General features: G+C 67.4%; 13 protein-coding genes. 9 read left to right on the top strand and 4 right to left on the bottom strand.

All coding sequences use genetic code 11. The features are described 5' to 3' along the window. Both ACTICP_RS05665 and ACTICP_RS05660 read right to left on the bottom strand, forming a co-directional pair. A partial coding sequence (locus ACTICP_RS05665) for a choice-of-anchor G family protein (RefSeq protein WP_441890365.1) occupies nucleotides 1-2,383 on the bottom strand: 2,383 nt, incomplete at its 3' end. 131 nt (nucleotides 2,384-2,514) lie between these two features. Next, entirely contained in the window at nucleotides 2,515-4,617 is a 2,103-nt protein-coding gene (locus tag ACTICP_RS05660; protein WP_441890363.1) for a RecQ family ATP-dependent DNA helicase, read from the bottom strand. An 86-nt stretch (nucleotides 4,618-4,703) separates the two neighbouring features. Between ACTICP_RS05660 and ACTICP_RS05655 the strand changes: the two genes are divergently transcribed. The 7 genes from ACTICP_RS05655 to ACTICP_RS05625 all read left to right on the top strand — a co-directional run bounded on the left by ACTICP_RS05655 (nucleotide 4,704) and on the right by ACTICP_RS05625 (nucleotide 10,695). Next, the gene (locus tag ACTICP_RS05655) at nucleotides 4,704-5,021 is read left to right on the top strand and encodes a GNAT family N-acetyltransferase (RefSeq protein WP_441890361.1); all 318 of its coding nucleotides are present in this window, start codon (nucleotides 4,704-4,706) and stop codon (nucleotides 5,019-5,021) included. Then, on the top strand, nucleotides 5,021-5,968 hold the full coding sequence (locus tag ACTICP_RS05650) for a pirin family protein (protein ID WP_441890359.1): 948 nt from the start codon (nucleotides 5,021-5,023) through the stop codon (nucleotides 5,966-5,968). The genes ACTICP_RS05655 and ACTICP_RS05650 overlap by 1 nt, the downstream gene beginning before the upstream one ends. Nucleotides 5,969-6,006: 38 nt before the next feature. Beyond that, the gene (locus ACTICP_RS05645) at nucleotides 6,007-6,552 is read left to right on the top strand and encodes an ECF transporter S component (protein WP_441890357.1); all 546 of its coding nucleotides are present in this window, start codon (nucleotides 6,007-6,009) and stop codon (nucleotides 6,550-6,552) included. Between the two features lie 96 nt (nucleotides 6,553-6,648). Continuing rightward, nucleotides 6,649-8,421, top strand: a complete 1,773-nt coding sequence (locus ACTICP_RS05640) for an ABC transporter ATP-binding protein (RefSeq protein WP_441890355.1) — start codon at nucleotides 6,649-6,651, stop codon at nucleotides 8,419-8,421. Next, nucleotides 8,418-9,251, top strand: a complete 834-nt coding sequence (locus ACTICP_RS05635) for an energy-coupling factor transporter transmembrane component T family protein (protein ID WP_441890353.1) — start codon at nucleotides 8,418-8,420, stop codon at nucleotides 9,249-9,251. Before ACTICP_RS05640 ends, ACTICP_RS05635 begins: the two co-directional genes overlap by 4 nt. Before the next feature lie 11 nt (nucleotides 9,252-9,262). Beyond that, entirely contained in the window at nucleotides 9,263-10,138 is an 876-nt protein-coding gene (locus ACTICP_RS05630; RefSeq protein ID WP_441890351.1) for a siderophore-interacting protein, read from the top strand. Continuing rightward, on the top strand, nucleotides 10,135-10,695 hold the full coding sequence (locus tag ACTICP_RS05625) for an ECF transporter S component (RefSeq protein WP_441890350.1): 561 nt from the start codon (nucleotides 10,135-10,137) through the stop codon (nucleotides 10,693-10,695). Before ACTICP_RS05630 ends, ACTICP_RS05625 begins: the two co-directional genes overlap by 4 nt. A gap of 74 nt (nucleotides 10,696-10,769) precedes the next feature. Here the strand turns inward: ACTICP_RS05625 and ACTICP_RS05620 are convergent, their stop codons facing one another. After that, entirely contained in the window at nucleotides 10,770-11,933 is a 1,164-nt protein-coding gene (locus tag ACTICP_RS05620; RefSeq protein ID WP_441890348.1) for an acyl-CoA dehydrogenase family protein, read from the bottom strand. Nucleotides 11,934-12,106: 173 nt separating this feature from the next. Continuing rightward, nucleotides 12,107-13,033, bottom strand: a complete 927-nt coding sequence (locus ACTICP_RS05615) for a M15 family metallopeptidase (RefSeq protein WP_441890346.1) — start codon at nucleotides 13,031-13,033, stop codon at nucleotides 12,107-12,109. A gap of 83 nt (nucleotides 13,034-13,116) precedes the next feature. Here ACTICP_RS05615 and ACTICP_RS05610 point away from each other — a divergent pair, with 83 nt between their 5' ends. Together ACTICP_RS05610 and ACTICP_RS05605 are read left to right on the top strand one after the other, a co-directional pair. Continuing rightward, nucleotides 13,117-14,160 carry an Rv2578c family radical SAM protein gene (locus ACTICP_RS05610; RefSeq protein WP_441890344.1) on the top strand — a complete coding sequence of 348 codons (1,044 nt, stop codon included), beginning with the start codon at nucleotides 13,117-13,119 and terminating at the stop codon, nucleotides 14,158-14,160. Nucleotides 14,161-14,192: 32 nt separating this feature from the next. Next, nucleotides 14,193-14,732, top strand: a complete 540-nt coding sequence (locus ACTICP_RS05605) for a YaeQ family protein (protein ID WP_441890342.1) — start codon at nucleotides 14,193-14,195, stop codon at nucleotides 14,730-14,732. Nucleotides 14,733-14,734: the final 2 nt, after the last annotated feature.

Genomic DNA, 14,734 nt, shown 5'->3' with positions numbered 1-14,734 from the left:
CAGCAGCCTCAGCGTCCGTCGCTTCTGCATCGGTTGCCTCAGCATCCGTTGCCTCCGCATCGGTTGCCTCAGCGTCCGTTGCTTCTGCGTCAGCAGCCTCAGCGTCCGTCGCCTCAGCGTCCGTCGCCTCAGCGTCCGTCGCCTCAGCGTCCGTTGCCTCAGCATCGGTGGCTTCTGCGTCCGTTGCCTCAGCATCGGTGGCTTCTGCGTCGGTTGCCTCAGCATCGGTGGCCTCAGCGTCCGTTGCCTCAGCATCCGTTGCCTCAGCATCGGTTGCCTCAGCATCCGTTGCCTCAGCGTCCGTCGCCTCAGCGTCCGTTGCTTCTGCGTCCGTGGCTTCTGCGTCCGTGGCTTCTGCGTCCGTTGCTTCTGCGTCCGTTGCCTCAGCATCCGTTGCTTCTGCGTCAGCAGCCTCAGCGTCCGTCGCCTCAGCATCCGTCGCCTCAGCGTCGGTTGCCTCAGCGTCAGCAGCCTCAGCGTCCGTCGCTTCTGCATCCGTCGCCTCAGCATCGGTTGCCTCAGCGTCCGTGGCCTCAGCGTCAGTGGCCTCAGCATCCGTCGCCTCAGCATCGGTTGCCTCAGCGTCCGTCGCCTCAGCGTCCGTCGCCTCAGCATCCGTCGCCTCAGCATCCGTCGCGGCCTCGGAAACCACGCTCACATCGACCGTGTCGGTCGTGGTGTCATCGCCAACGGTCTGCGTAGCGGAGATCGTGTGATCGCCGACCGGAACCGCCGGGAAAGTGACCTCCCACGTCCCGTCGTCGCCGACGACGCCTGTCTGCGAATTGTCGACACCAGGGATGGTGACGGTCACTGTCGCACCGGGCTCGCCCGTGCCGGTAACCGGCATTTCACTCGTGTCGTCCTCGCTCGGGACGGTGTACTCCTCGCCATCGGCCGGCGAAGTGATAGCGACCTCGGTGACCACGACTTCGTTGACACCGACCTCGGCGCGGCCGAGATCGATGGTGACGGCGCTGCCGCCCAGAAGAGTGATGCGCGTGGCGACCTCGGCATAGCTTCCTTCGCCCGCGCTGCCCTCCTCTTGCACGTTGACAACGACGTTCGCGACCGTGCCGATCAGCGCGAAGGCATCAGAGAGCGCCGTGCTGGCCTCGGTTACAACGGTGGAGATCGCCGTTCCGGCCGTCTCCACTGCGGTGTTCACCAGCGGGAGCACCAGTTCGGAGGTTGCCGTCTGGATCGTGCCCGTGAGGAGCCCCAAGATCGGGCTAAGGACGGAAGCAAGTCCAGTACCCGAAACCGTCAGAGTAGACGACGCGTCAAGAAGGTCGTGCAGCGAGCCGTCGAACGAAATGTCCAGACCCGCGGTGCAGCCGACCAAAGTCCCCTCAAGGAGGCAAACTCCGCCGCTGATCGTCACACCTACGTTGTCCAGAAGTCCCGCGACAACAGTGTTGATCTCACCCTGAAGCTCGGCCAGCGCAAGCGCAGCGTTTCCTGCGACTGTCGAAAGCGTGTCGGGGCTCAGCAGTGGCGTATTCGGGGCGAGTCCGTTCAGCCCAACGATGTTCTCCCAGTCGACGGTGAGCGTACCTGCCGCTGCGTTGAGGGTCACCCCCGCGACGGAGATGTCCTCGGCGAGAAGTGGGTCAAGCGCTGCCGCGAGATCCGCCGTGACGGAGATCTCAAGGTCGTTCGACACGATGCTTACACCGGGAAGCAGGTCCCCGATCTCGCCGAGCGAACCGAGCACTCCATCGAGAAGTCCCTCGAGGATCGTGTCAGACAGACCGTTCAGCGTGTTCGACAGTGTCGTGAGCGCTGCCGTTGCGGTCGTGCTGATTGCTCCGACTGCGGGCGACGTCACGTTCGTCGTCGCGCCAGCGATCGTGTAGTCACGGCAATTCTCAGGAGCGGAGAGGTCGCCACAGCTCTCAGCCGGGCCTCCGTCTACCGAAGCGTCCAGTGCTGCGACACCCGTGACGCCAGCCAACGAGAGGTTGGCCTCCGTCAGCAACGGGGTCTCAGGAAGGAGCGCCATCAGGTCGAGCGTCGCACTCGCCGGGAACTCGCCGGTTCCCGAAGTGTCGACAATGCCAGCGTCACTGACTGCACCCGAGGCTGCCTGCGACACACCAGCGTCTTCAGCCTGCGAGAACTGGTTGACAGCTCCGAGGGCGAGCAGGTCTCCGAGAGGAACGGAAACTCCGCTCGGAATGTTGACCCGCAACGCACTCACTGCGGTGAGATCCAGGTCGGTGGTGTCGGTGACTGTTTCACTGCCCTCGTTGACGGCTTCCGTGCCAGCGAGACCCGCGACCGAATCAAGATCGATTCCCGTGAGGACCGATCCGCTCAGGAACTGAGATCGTGCCTCCGAGTGATCGCCTGGCGCTGCGAAGGCGGCGTTAGCCCCCATCACGTGCCCCACTACCAGCGATAGAGCGCATGTGCCCCCAGTATGGCGAAAACGTTCAGGAAATGTCCAGCGGGCTCACAGTTTCGCGACGAACACAGGGTGAATATCTCGTAACGACGAGCCGGCGCCGATCAGTTCGCGGCAATGACCGCGAGCACGGCGTCACCGTAAGCCTCGCGCTTCTTTTCGCCGATCCCGGTGATCCCGTCGAGGTCCCCGATGGATGCTGGCCGCAACTCAGCGAGCGCCCGCAGGGTTGCGTCACCGAACACGATGTACGCCGGCTTGCCGATCTCACGAGCGGTCTCCGCGCGCCACACCCGCAGCGCTTCGAACAGCGACCGGTCACCCTCTGCCACAGCATCCGACGCCGCCGACGCCTTGCGCGCGCGGCCCGCGCTGACACGCCCCATGGTGTCCTTGCGCAGCGGCACCGGCGTCTCACCCTGCAACACCCCGCCAGCCACCTCGCCGGGGGCGAGCGTTCCATAATCACCCTGGGCGACGAGGATGCGCCGGGCCAGCAGCTGCCGAACGACGCTGCGCCAATCCTGATCGGACAGGTCGGCCCCGATGCCGTAGGTCGCAAGCCCATCGTGGCGCTGCTGACGGATGCGGTCGTTCGACGATCCGCGCAAGATGTCGATGAGGTGCCCGGCGCCGAACGCCTGGTTACGCTCGCGCTTGAGCCTGACGATCGTGGACAGCAGCTTCTGTGCCGGCACGAGCCCGTCGAACGTGTCGGGTTTTTCGAGGCAGGTATCGCAGTTGCCGCACGGCCCCGACTCCTGCCCGAAGTAGCCGAGCAGATTCTGTCGTCGGCACTCGACCGTCTCGCACAGTGCGAGCATGGCATCCAAATGCTGGCCCAGGCGCATCTTGTACGTACGATCGCCCGGGCTCTGGTCGATCATGCGGCGCTGCTGCACGACATCGCCGAGGCCGTACGCCATCCACGCCACCGAGGGTTCGCCGTCGCGACCTGCGCGACCGGTCTCCTGGTAGTAGCCCTCGACAGACTTCGGCAGGTCGATGTGCGCGACGAACCGCACGTCGGGCTTATCGATCCCCATGCCGAACGCGATCGTCGCCACCATGACGACGCCGTCCTCACGCAGGAACCGCGACTGGTTCGCGGCCCGCACCTCGGCGGGAAGCCCCGCGTGATACGGCAAGGCGTCGAAACCCTGCGCCGCGAGATAGGTCGCGGTCTGCTCGACCGACTTGCGACTGAGCGCGTAGACGATGCCGGCGGGTGCGGAAGTCGACGTTTCGTCTCGCTGCGCTCGCTCAATGCGTTTCGTCTCGCTGCGCTCGCTCAACGACCCGACGGTGTCTGCCTCGAGCGACCGGATGAACTGCACCAGCTGCTTGCGCGGCTCGACTTTCGGCACGATCCGGTACTGGATGTTCGGCCGGTCGAAGCTCGCCACGAAATGCGCAGCGCGATCGAGGTGCAGGCGCTCGGTGAGCTCCTTGTGCGTGGCGCGAGTGGCCGTTGCCGTCAGCGCCATGCGCGGCACCCCGGGGAACCGCTCGCCGAGGTCGCCGAGCGCGAGGTAGTCGGGGCGGAAGTCGTGCCCCCACTGCGATACGCAATGCGCCTCGTCGATCGCGATGACGCTGAGCACGCCACGCTGCAGCAACCTCGTGGTCGCCGGCGACGACAACCGCTCGGGGGCGATATAAATGAGGTCGAGCTCGCCGGCGACGTACGCGCGCTCCACCTCGGCGCGCTCACCCGCCGCCTGGGTCGAGTTCAGATACGCAGCATTCACGCCGTTGGCGCGAAGCGCGTCGACCTGGTCGTGCATGAGCGCGATGAGCGGACTGATCACGAGACCGGTGCCCTCGCGCACGAGCGCTGGCACCTGGTAAGTGATGCTCTTTCCGGCACCGGTCGGCATCAGCACGACAGCATCCCCACCGCCGACCACCTGCTCGACGATCGCCGCCTGATCACCGCGGAAGGCGTCGTACCCGAAGACGGTGTGCAGCGCCTCGCCCGCCGTCGGGAATCGCGACGGCGTAGCCTTCGGCGGAGCGGATGCCGGGGCCGCCGCGGTCACCGGCGTCTGCGGCCCGTCGCCCCAGTCGAGCGGCGGCTCGAAGCCGGCGCCCTGCGGCTCCCAGTCCATCTCCTCAGGCGGCGGCGCATCATCCCACGGCGCATCCGGCCAGGGCAGATCCTCGTACGGGTCACCGGGAAGCGGGTCACCAGAAGACTGCGGCATCCCCCCAGCGTAACGACCCGAGCAGACACCGTCCGTCCTAGGGTGGTGGTAACGCGCCGGTCGCGGCGCAGAGCAAGGGAGCAGCTATGACCGATGAGCCCACTGTCACCCGCAACACCGGGGCGTCGCGCTACGAGATCCACCTCGGCGACGTCCTCGCCGGCTTCGCCGAGTACAAGGAACGGCCGGGCGAGATCCTGTTCACGCACACCGAGATCGACCCCGCGTTCCAGGGGAAGGGGCTCGCCCCCGTGCTCGCATCCGAGGCGCTCACGCATGCCGCAGCATCCGGCGCGACGCTCGTCCCGTACTGCCCGTACATCGCCCGCTATCTGAAGCGCAACGAGGTCGAGGGCGCGAACATCCGCTGGCCCCAGCTGCCCGACGACCCGGCCGACACCTGATGAGCGACCAGGGCACCGTAATCGGGCGACGCAGCATTCTGCTCGAACCGCGCGAGGTGCCGCTCGGCGGCGTACGCGGCATGAGCGTGCTGCGCACCCTGCCCAATCGCGACCTTCCCACGGTCGGCGCCTGGTGCTTCCTCGACCGCTTCGGACCCGACGAGGTGCGCATGCGCGTCGAACCGCATCCGCACATCGGTCTGCAGACCGTCACCTGGCCGCTCATCGGCGAGCAGCGTCACCGCGATTCTCTCGACAGCGACGTCACCCTCAAGCGCGGGCAGCTCAACCTCATGACAGCCGGGAACGGCATCTCGCACTCCGAGTACTCGATCGGCGACGGCCCCGTTCCGCTCGACGCCCTGCAGTTCTGGGTCGTGCTGCCCGACTCCGCCCGCCGCGGCGAGCCGGGATTCGAGCAGCACACGTCTTTGCCGACGGTCACGCTGCCCGCCGACCGCGGCGCTGATGCCACCGGCACCGTCGTACTCGGCGAGTTCGCCGGCATCCGCTCGCCCGCGACCGTGCACACACCGATCGTCGGCGTCGAGATCGCCCTCTCGGCGGGCACCCGGGTGGTACTCCCCTTCAACCCAGCGTGGGAGCACGCCGTCGTCCTCGTCGACGGCGACGTGACGGTCGATGACCGGATGCTGGCACGCGACGACATGCTCTACCTCGGCGACTCCCGCACCGGCACCACGGTGTCCAGCCAGGAGGGCGCGCAGATCTTCGTGCTCGGCGGCGAGCCGTTCGACGAGGACCTCGTGATGTGGTGGAACTTCGCCGCGCGCTCCCACGACGAGATCGCGCGCGCCCGCACCGACTGGGAGACGCCGGAGACGGCATCCGCTCGATTCGGACGGGTCGTGAACCACGGGGATGAGCGGATCCCCGCTCCCGAACTTCCGCGCGTCACGTTGAAGCCGCGCCGCCGGCGGATCTGACCCGCACCCGGCCCCAGCCGCGCGACTAAGCTGATCTGGTGCCGAAGAACCGTGTGCTGTCGACCCGCGTGCTGCTGATCTGCGCCGCGGTCGGCGTCGCCACGGGCCTCGTCTCTGCGGGTGCGGGGTATCTCAGCATCCCCGTCTCGGCAGCCGCTCCTGTGCTCTACGGACTCGTGCTCGGTTCGCACGTGCTGCCGGGGATCGTGGCGCAGTCGCTGCTGCGCGTCCCGGGAGTCGCGCTGATCGCGCACGTGCTCGCCGCCCTCGTCTCGAGCGCTTTCGCCCCTGCCTGGGTGCTGCGCTACATCGGCACCGCGCTGCTGATCGGCGTGATCCAGGAGGGCATCACCGCGATCGGACGCTACCGGTACTGGGGTACAGGACGGTTCATGGTGTCGGCCGTGATCGTCGGCGTCATTCTCGCCGTACCGATCGGCTTCGCCGTGAACCTCGACGAGTTCGCGCCGTGGGCGCGCGTGTTGTACCTCGTGATGTTCGTGGTCGGCCCGATCGTGTGGACGTTCATCGGCGTGCGGATCGGCACGGCGCTGCGGCGAGCGGGCGTGGTCACCCGCACCTGATCTTTCTCGGCGGATGCGATTCAGGTAAGGCTCAGCTAACCTGGGTCGGTACCCGATCGAAGGACCGCCGTGCGCTCATCCGCGCCCCTGCTTCGCGTGCGTGATCTATCGCTCACGCACGCTGGCGCCACGCACGCTTCACCGAGCGACGTGAGCTTCGAGCTGCACCCGGGGGAGGTCGTGCTCGTGCTCGGGCCGAGCGGATCGGGCAAGTCGACCCTGACGCTCGCATTGAACGGCCTCATCCCGCAATCCGTCCCCGCCGAGATCTCGGGCACCGTGGAGGTCAACGGCCGCGACACCGTGAGCACCCCGGTCGCCGAGCTCAGCGCCGATGTCGCGATGGTCTTCCAAGACCCCGATGCGCAGCTGGTCACCGGCACCCTGCTCGACGAAGTCGCCTTCGCCCTCGAGAATCTGCTGCTGCCGGTCGGCGACGTGCTCGGGCGATCAGAGCAGGCGCTGCGCCGCGTCGGGCTGTGGGAACGCCGCAGCTGGAACCCCGACCGGCTCTCCGGCGGCGGCCGCCAGCGCCTCGCGATCGCCTGCGCCCTGGCCATGGGATCGTCTGTCATCGTGCTCGACGAGCCGACCGCGAACCTCGACCCGCAGGGGATCGACGACGTCTACGACGCACTCACTGACCTCGTCGCCTCCGGTGATCGCGCCATCGTCCTCGTCGAGCACAACCTGGATGCCGCGATGCGCTTCGCCACCCGCACGATCGTCCTCGACCAGCAGGGCCGAGTCGCGTTCGACGGTCCGGTCGAAGACGTGCTGCGCGGGCACACCGATGAGCTCATCGACATGGGCGTCTGGCTGCCGGCTGCCACCCTCGCCGGACGGATGCTGCGCGCACGGGGCATCCTGCCCGGCGACGCCCCACTCCCCCTAACGCCGGAGGAACTCGCGGATGCTGCGGGTGAGGGTAGGCTTCGACTCCCTTCGGTCGCTCAGCCTGTTTCGTCTTCGGCGACTGCGCAGCCTGCGCTCAACGACCGGCGAGAGGCCGAACCTGTCCGGTCGTTGAGCGAGCGGAGCGAGACGAAACGGGTTGAGCGAGGAGCGCAGCGTCGAGTCGAAACCGACGCACGCCCCCCGATCGTGACCGCCCGCGGCCTCACGGTGAAGCGCGGGCGCAGCGAGATCCTGCACGGCGTCGACCTCGACATCTCTGCGGGTTCGCTCACCGCCATCGTCGGCGCGAACGGCGCGGGCAAGACGACGCTCATCCAGTCGCTCGCTGGCGTCGTGCCACCACCGAGGAATCAGGTCTCGATCGACGGCGTCGACCCGGGCCGCGCTTCACCCCGCGACCTCGCGGCACGCATCGGCTTCGTGTTCCAGAACCCCGAGCACCAGTTCATCACGCACACGGTCTTCGATGAACTCGCGCACGGGCTGCGGCTGCGCAGCACGGGCGATGCCGAGGTGTCCGAGCGCGTCGGAGCGATGCTCGCCCGCTTCGGGCTGGAGCACAAGGCCGACGTGCATCCGTTCCTCCTCTCCGGCGGCGAGAAGAGGCGCCTGTCCGTCGGCACCGCACTCATCACCCGCCCGGGCGTCCTGGCGCTCGACGAGCCGACCTTCGGTCAGGACCGCGCCCGCGCGGACGAACTCCTGCGCCTGCTTGCCGACCTCCGCGCTGAAGGCACGACGATCCTCATCGTCACCCATGATCTGCAGCTCGTCGCCGACCACACCACGCACACGATCATCCTCGACGACGGCCGCGTGCACGCCGCGGGCAAGACCGGCGAACTGTTCGCCACCGAGGGCCTGTTCGAGTCGGCGGGACTCCGCCTCCCCGCGCTGCACCGCGCGCTGGACCCGCAGCTGCGCGGCATCCTCGCCGAGGGGACGCGATGACCGCGATCACCTCTCCCACAGCCACGATCGATCCGTACGCGCCGGGTGTACCGGCATCCTCCCGGCACTTCCTGAACCATCTCAACCCGCTGTCAAAAGTGGGCGCCGTCGTGCCCGCGATGGTGCTGCTGGTGTTCGTGCGCGACCTCATCGCGCCGCTGTGCTTCGTGATCCTCGCGTACGCGCTGATCCTCACCGGCACACGGATCACCTCGCGCACCGCTGCCCTGCTGTTCCTCGCGGTGCCGATCGGCGTCGTCGCCATCGGGTTCGGATTCGCACTGTGGGTGGATGCATCCGGCGTCGACACCACCGCGCCGTTCATGCAGATCGGCGGCTGGACGCTGTTCACCGGCGCCCTGCAGATCGGCTTCGCGACCGCCCTGCGGCTGGCCGCGATCCTCGCCCTCGCGCTGATCGGCGGGCTCACGACGACCGGCCCCGACCTCGTGCGCGCGAGCATCCAGCACCTTCACGTGCCCTATCGGATCGGCTACACGGCGCTGGCCGCCTACCGGTTCGTGCCGCGATTCGGGTATGAGCTGGGCGTCATCCGCGCGGCGCACCGCGTACGCGGATCGCACGGCGGTCGCGGACCGTTCGCCGCGATCGCCCGCGGTTGGGGGTACATCGTGCCACTGCTCGCCGGGGCGATCCGGCATGCCGAGCGCGTCGCTCTGGCGATGGATGCTCGCGCCTTCGGCGCCCACCCGACCCGCACCGAGCGGCACCTCGTGCCGTTCCGCACGCGCGACTGGGTGTTCATCGCGGCATTCGTCGCGGCATCCGCTCTGATCCTTGTATTCACGTCTCCGTGGTCCCCCGTCTGAAAGGCAGCGCTATGGCATACAGCAAGATGGTCAAGCCCGAAACGACCGACCTCCTCCCCCTCGAAGTGCTGCGCACCGAGCAGCTCGCGCCGCACTGGGTGCGGGTGACGCTCGGCGGCGGTGAGATCCAGAAGTTCCAACCGATGGGCCACGACCAGTGGTTCCGGCTGTTCATCCCGGTCGCCGGCGAAGCGGGACTCGAACGCGTGCCGGCGAAGGCGCACAAGCTCTTCGGCTACCTAAAGTTCCTGCGGATCCCCGACGGCGAGCGACCCGTGATGCGCAACTACACCGTTCGCGCACACCGGCCGGCGACCGCCGACCGCGGCGCCGAGATCGACATCGACTTCGTCCTGCACGGCTCTGCCGCCGAGGGCACAGCCGGTCCGGCATCCCGGTGGGCCGAGACCTGCAAGCCGGGCGACCGGGTGCTGATCATCGACGAGGGGCTCACTTTCAACCCCGAGCGCGGCACCGACCGCGTCGTGCTGGTCGGCGATGAGACCGCCCTGCCCGCGATCGCCTCGATCTGCGCGTCGCTGCCGGAGTCCGCGTCCGGCGCCGTGATCATCGAGGTCCCCTCCGAAGAAGATGCGCTCCTGTTCTCGCATCCGGCCGACGTCTCCGTGGAGTGGATCGTGCGCCCGGCCTCCTCGGCTCCGGGGATACTCGCGGTGTCGGCGCTGCGCGAGCTGAGGCTGCCGGATGCGCCCTTCCACGCGTACGCGGCCGGCGAGCAGGCGCTCGCGTCGGGCGTGCGCAAGCACCTCGTCGGCGAACGCGGTGTCGACAAGAACACCGTCAGCTTCTGCGGCTACTGGAAGATCGGGGCCGCGTCTCCGACCTCGAAGTCCGCCCGCGAGAACGCTTCGGAGCAGGTGCAGTGAGCGACGCGCAGAGTGTTCGACGCCGACCCGGCATCTCGACATCGCTGCTGCTGACCTGCGCCGCCCTCGGTGTCGCCGGCGGGCTGCTGCTCGCTCCGGCCAACTGGCTCTCGACCGTGCTGCTGGGGCTCGGCTCGCCGATCCTCTCCGTCGCGATCACCGGACTGTGGGTGCTCCCGTCCGTGATCGCTCTTCGCCTGCTGCGCACACCTCTCGTCGGCATCCTCGTCGGCGTGATCGCCGGCCTCGTGATCGTGCCCTTCTCGGGGTACGGATTCATGAGCGTCGTGACCAACGCGTCGTGGGCGCTGTTCGCCGAGCTGCCGTTCCTGCTCGTGCTGTGGCGCTTCTGGAAGACCTGGATGCACTACGCCGGCGCGGCAGCGCTGGGCATCGTGTACCCGATCTTCGCCTGGACGTTCTTCAACATGGCGTCGCAGCCGCTGTGGGCGCAGATCCTGTTCTTCACGGCGACGATCGCCAGCTGCCTCGGGGCGACCGCCCTCGGCATCCTCATCGCCGATCGCCTGCGCAAGGCCGGCGTCGGGCGCCGCTGAGAACCGGGTTCAGGTCGCAGATCTCGCCGCTCTGAACCTGTCACAACGGCAGAATCTGCGACCTGAGTGAGGCGTCAGCGCTTGCCGGCGATCTGACGACCGACGAGGTCGCGCATGATCTCGTTCGTGCCGCCGTAGATGCGGTGCACACGGGCGTCGGTGAAGGCGCGCGCGATCGGGTACTCCATGATGTAGCCGTAGCCGCCGTGCAGCTGCACACCGATGTCGAGCACCTCCCACTCGCGATCGGTGGCCCAGAACTTGACCTTCGCCGCATCTTCGGCGGTGAGCTTCTTGTCCTTGTACGCCCGCAGCGCCTGGTCGATGTATGCCCACATCACCTCGGTGGTGGTGACCATGTCGGCCAGACGGAAGCGCGTGTTCTGGAAGTCGGCGATCCGCTCGCCGAAAGCCTCGCGGTCCTTCGTGTAGGTGATGGTCCAGTAGGTGGCGGCCTGGGCTGCGGCCGCGGCGGCGACGCCGATCGACAGGCGCTCAAGAGGCAGGTTCATCATCAGTTGGATGAAGCCCTGGCCCTCCTTGCCGCTGATGAGGTTCTCTTCGGGGACGAACACGTCGGTGAAGCTGAGCTCAGCGGTGTCCCAACCGTGGAAGCCCATCTTGCTGAGCTTCTTACCCTGGTCGAACCCCTCCATGCCCTTCTCGAGGATGAGCAGGCTGAACGCGTCGGGACGGTTGCCCTCGCCGGTCTTCACGAACGTGACGACGATGTCGGCCGTGGTTCCAGATGAGATGAAGGTCTTCGCGCCGTTGACGATGTACCCGCCGTCGACCTTCTTCGCGTTGGTCTTGATGCCGCGCAGGTCGCTGCCCGCACCGGGGTCGGTCATCGCGAGGGCGCCGAGCACCTCACCGGTGGCCATGCGGGGCAGCCACTTCTCCTTCTGCTCCTGCGTGCCCATGTGCACGAGATAGGGCACCGCGAGGTCGTCCTGGATGCCGAAGGCGCCGGCAAGCGACCCCGCACCGGAAGCGATGACCTCTTCCATCACGATCGTGCGGAAGCGGTAGTCCTGCAGCATGCCAGCGCCGCCGAACTCTTCGGGAACGGAGAGCCCGATGAGCCCGGCCTCGCCCGCAGCGAGCATCGTGTCGCGGTCGATCTCGCCCGCGGCATCCCACTTCTCGATGCTCTCCGTGCTCACGTGGCGCTTCACGAAGTCCTTCACAAGGTCACGGAATGCCTCGTGGTCCTCGTCGTAGATGTCGCGTTCCATGCCGTCCTCCCGAACGTGTCTGGCGTCGTTGCTCCGGTGAGTCTATGCCGGAGGGCGGATGCCGCGGTACGGCGTTGTGAGAATGCATCCCACCATGCGTGGCACCGCGTATCGCGTTTGTGGGAAGCCACAGATCGGCGGTCGAACCGTCGGCCCGGCTGGATGCTACGGCGTCAGTGCGCGTAGTCGGGAGCCGCAGGCAGCCCGAAGAACTCCTCGAGCGTGTCGAAGCCGCCGCCGTGGTACGCCGCCGCGAGTTCGGGGCCGACATAGCGGAGATGCCACGGCTCTGGTTCGTAGCCCGTCGTGCCGGTCGCGCCGGCCGGGTAGCGGACGATGAAGCCATGCTCCCAGGCGTGAGCGGCGACCCAGTCGCTCTCGGACGTGCTGGCGAATGCGTCGATCCCGCCGCACCCGCTGCTGCAGGCGACGACGTCGACCGCGAACCCGGTCTGGTGCTCGCTGAACCCGGGTCGTGCCGAGCCCCGGTCGGCAGCGTCCTGCCCGACCTCAGCCACCTGTCCGGTGTAGTTCGTGACCTGCAACCGGTACGAGCGATAGGAATTGTTCATCCCGAGCTCACCCATGCCCGCGGCGCTCAGAGCCGACGCCATGTCGCCCAGGGCGGTCGCGGCATCTTCATCGATCAGAGTCGACGCCGTCGTCATCTGAATCGGCGCCTCGACCAATCCCGCCGGTTCGTAGTCGGAGGGGGTGAGCCCACGCTCCTTGTTCACGACCACCCACTGCCGCGACGGGTCGGTCAGCGAGATGCATGGCGCACTGCCTGCCACCACGGCCTCGCGGAACGCCGCACCGCCGCCGAAGGCCGCAATCGTGCCTTCGTCGTCACCGGCGGCCAGCGCGTCGATCACGGTCGGCTCGGAGCACGGATCGGTCGCTGCAACGGTGGCGACATCGATGCTGGGAAGCTGGGCTGCGACGGCCGGGGCCGGCGGCACGACGGCGTCCGCCACCGGAGGCACGTCGGTCAGCGCCCACAACGCACCAAGAGCCGTGACGGCCAACCCGATCGGAAGCGCGATCGGGAAAACGCGGGATGGGCGCGACGCGTGCCGGGGAATCAGGGCGCCGCTCATCCATCTATTGTTGCTTAACTGCTATCGAACATAGTTCACCCTCCTGGTTGACAGAGTATCGATTCTTTGTTCGAATGGATGCTATGCGATGGCAGGGACAAACACTCGAAGACACCGATGCAGCAGCGCTGCCCGGTCTCGAGAACCGCAGCGGAATCGTCCGCTCGGTGACGACGCCCGAATTCGCCGGCATGACGTTCCACGAGGTCCTGGCGAAGTCGGCACTCAATCACGTGCCGGGCGAGTCGCGCATGCCGTTCAGCTGGACGATCAATCCCTACCGTGGATGCAGTCATGCATGCGTTTACTGCTTTGCTCGCGGCACGCATCAGTATCTCGACCTCGACGGCGGCGGAGACTTCGACGCGCAGATCGTCGTGAAGACGAACGTGGCCGAGGTTCTGCAGCGCGAACTGCGGCGCGGCAGCTGGGCGCACGAGACCGTCGCGCTCGGAACCAACACCGATCCGTATCAGCGGGCAGAGGGCCGGTATCGGCTGATGCCCGAGATCATCCGCACCCTGGCCGCTTCCGGCACACCGATGTCGATCCTCACCAAGGGCACGTTGATCCGCCGCGATGTTCCACTGCTCGTAGAAGCAGCGAAATCGGTTCCCGTAGACATCTCGATGTCGATCGCGATGTACGACGACGCACTGCAGCGGGCGATTGAGCCGGGAACGCCGTCCACCCAGGCTCGCCTCGACACCGTGCGGGCCCTGGCTGATGAAGGGTTCCGCGTGGGCGTCTTCCTCATGCCGGTTCTGCCGCATCTGACCGACTCCGTCCACGCCATCGACAATGCGCTGCAGCGCATTCGAGCATCCGGCGCCGACCACGTCATCTACGGCGCTCTGCATCTGCGCGCCGGCGTGAAGCCGTGGTTCATGCAGTGGCTGGAGCGCGAGCATCCCGAACTCATGTCGTCGTATCGCGGACTGTATCCGGGCGCGGCCGCAGACGCGCCGAAGGCCTACCGGCAGTGGCTGGCGAAGAGGATCAAACCGCTGATCCGTGCACACGGGCTCGACGCCCGGCACTCCGACGACGCGTACCCGTCGCGAAAGCTGACCAAGCCGGCCGTGCTCACACCCGCGGCTCCGCCGGAGCAGCCGACGTTGTTCTGACGGTGGTGCGCCGCGCCGTAGGCTCAGGGACTATGGCAATCGGGTCGACGATCTACACGTTCGCAGTGCAGCTGGCAGACACGGATCGCGGCGTCTACGACGACTTCACGCTCCGCGCGGCGCGGCATCCGTCAGAGACCGACGCCTACATGGTGACGCGACTGCTCGCCTACTGTCTCGAATATACGGAGGGCATCGCGTTCGGCGAGGGCATCTCGTCGACCGAGGTACCCGCCGTGATCGTTCGCGATCTCACCGGGGCGATCACAGCCTGGATCGAAGTCGGCGCACCCGACGCCGAACGCCTGCATCACGGCAGCAGGCTCGCCGACCGCGTCGCCGTGTACACGCACCGCGACCCCGCGAAGGTCACGGCCCCCTGGGCGGGCAAGCGCATACACAACGTCGAGGCCATCGAAGTGTTCAGCTTCGACCCCGGGTTCATCGACGACGCCGTCCGGCTGCTCGAGCGGCGAAGCACCGTCACGCTGACCGTCACCGAGGGGCAGCTGTACCTCGATCTGAACGGCACGACCCTGACCTCGACCGTGCACGCACAGCCCGCCGTGTGAGC

The sequence above is a fragment of the Microbacterium sp. genome (assembly GCF_052102115.1).
GTDB lineage: Bacteria > Actinomycetota > Actinomycetes > Actinomycetales > Microbacteriaceae > Microbacterium.
The sequence above is the reverse complement of the archived record's forward strand: the minus strand, read 5'-3'. Positions and strand labels throughout refer to the sequence as shown.

Bases quoted from the DNA above. Each gene is read 5' to 3' on its own strand.
- ACTICP_RS05630 (WP_441890351.1), top strand. From the start codon at position 9,263: ATGGCATACAGCAAGATGGTCAAGCCCGAAACGACCGACCTCCTCCCC.
- ACTICP_RS05635 (WP_441890353.1), top strand. From the start codon at position 8,418: ATGACCGCGATCACCTCTCCCACAGCCACGATCGATCCGTACGCGCCG.
- ACTICP_RS05615 (WP_441890346.1), bottom strand. From the start codon at position 13,033: ATGAGCGGCGCCCTGATTCCCCGGCACGCGTCGCGCCCATCCCGCGTT.
- ACTICP_RS05620 (WP_441890348.1), bottom strand. From the start codon at position 11,933: ATGGAACGCGACATCTACGACGAGGACCACGAGGCATTCCGTGACCTT.
- ACTICP_RS05610 (WP_441890344.1), top strand. From the start codon at position 13,117: ATGCGATGGCAGGGACAAACACTCGAAGACACCGATGCAGCAGCGCTG.
- ACTICP_RS05605 (WP_441890342.1), top strand. From the start codon at position 14,193: ATGGCAATCGGGTCGACGATCTACACGTTCGCAGTGCAGCTGGCAGAC.
- ACTICP_RS05650 (WP_441890359.1), top strand. From the start codon at position 5,021: ATGAGCGACCAGGGCACCGTAATCGGGCGACGCAGCATTCTGCTCGAA.
- ACTICP_RS05660 (WP_441890363.1), bottom strand. From the start codon at position 4,617: ATGCCGCAGTCTTCTGGTGACCCGCTTCCCGGTGACCCGTACGAGGAT.
- ACTICP_RS05655 (WP_441890361.1), top strand. From the start codon at position 4,704: ATGACCGATGAGCCCACTGTCACCCGCAACACCGGGGCGTCGCGCTAC.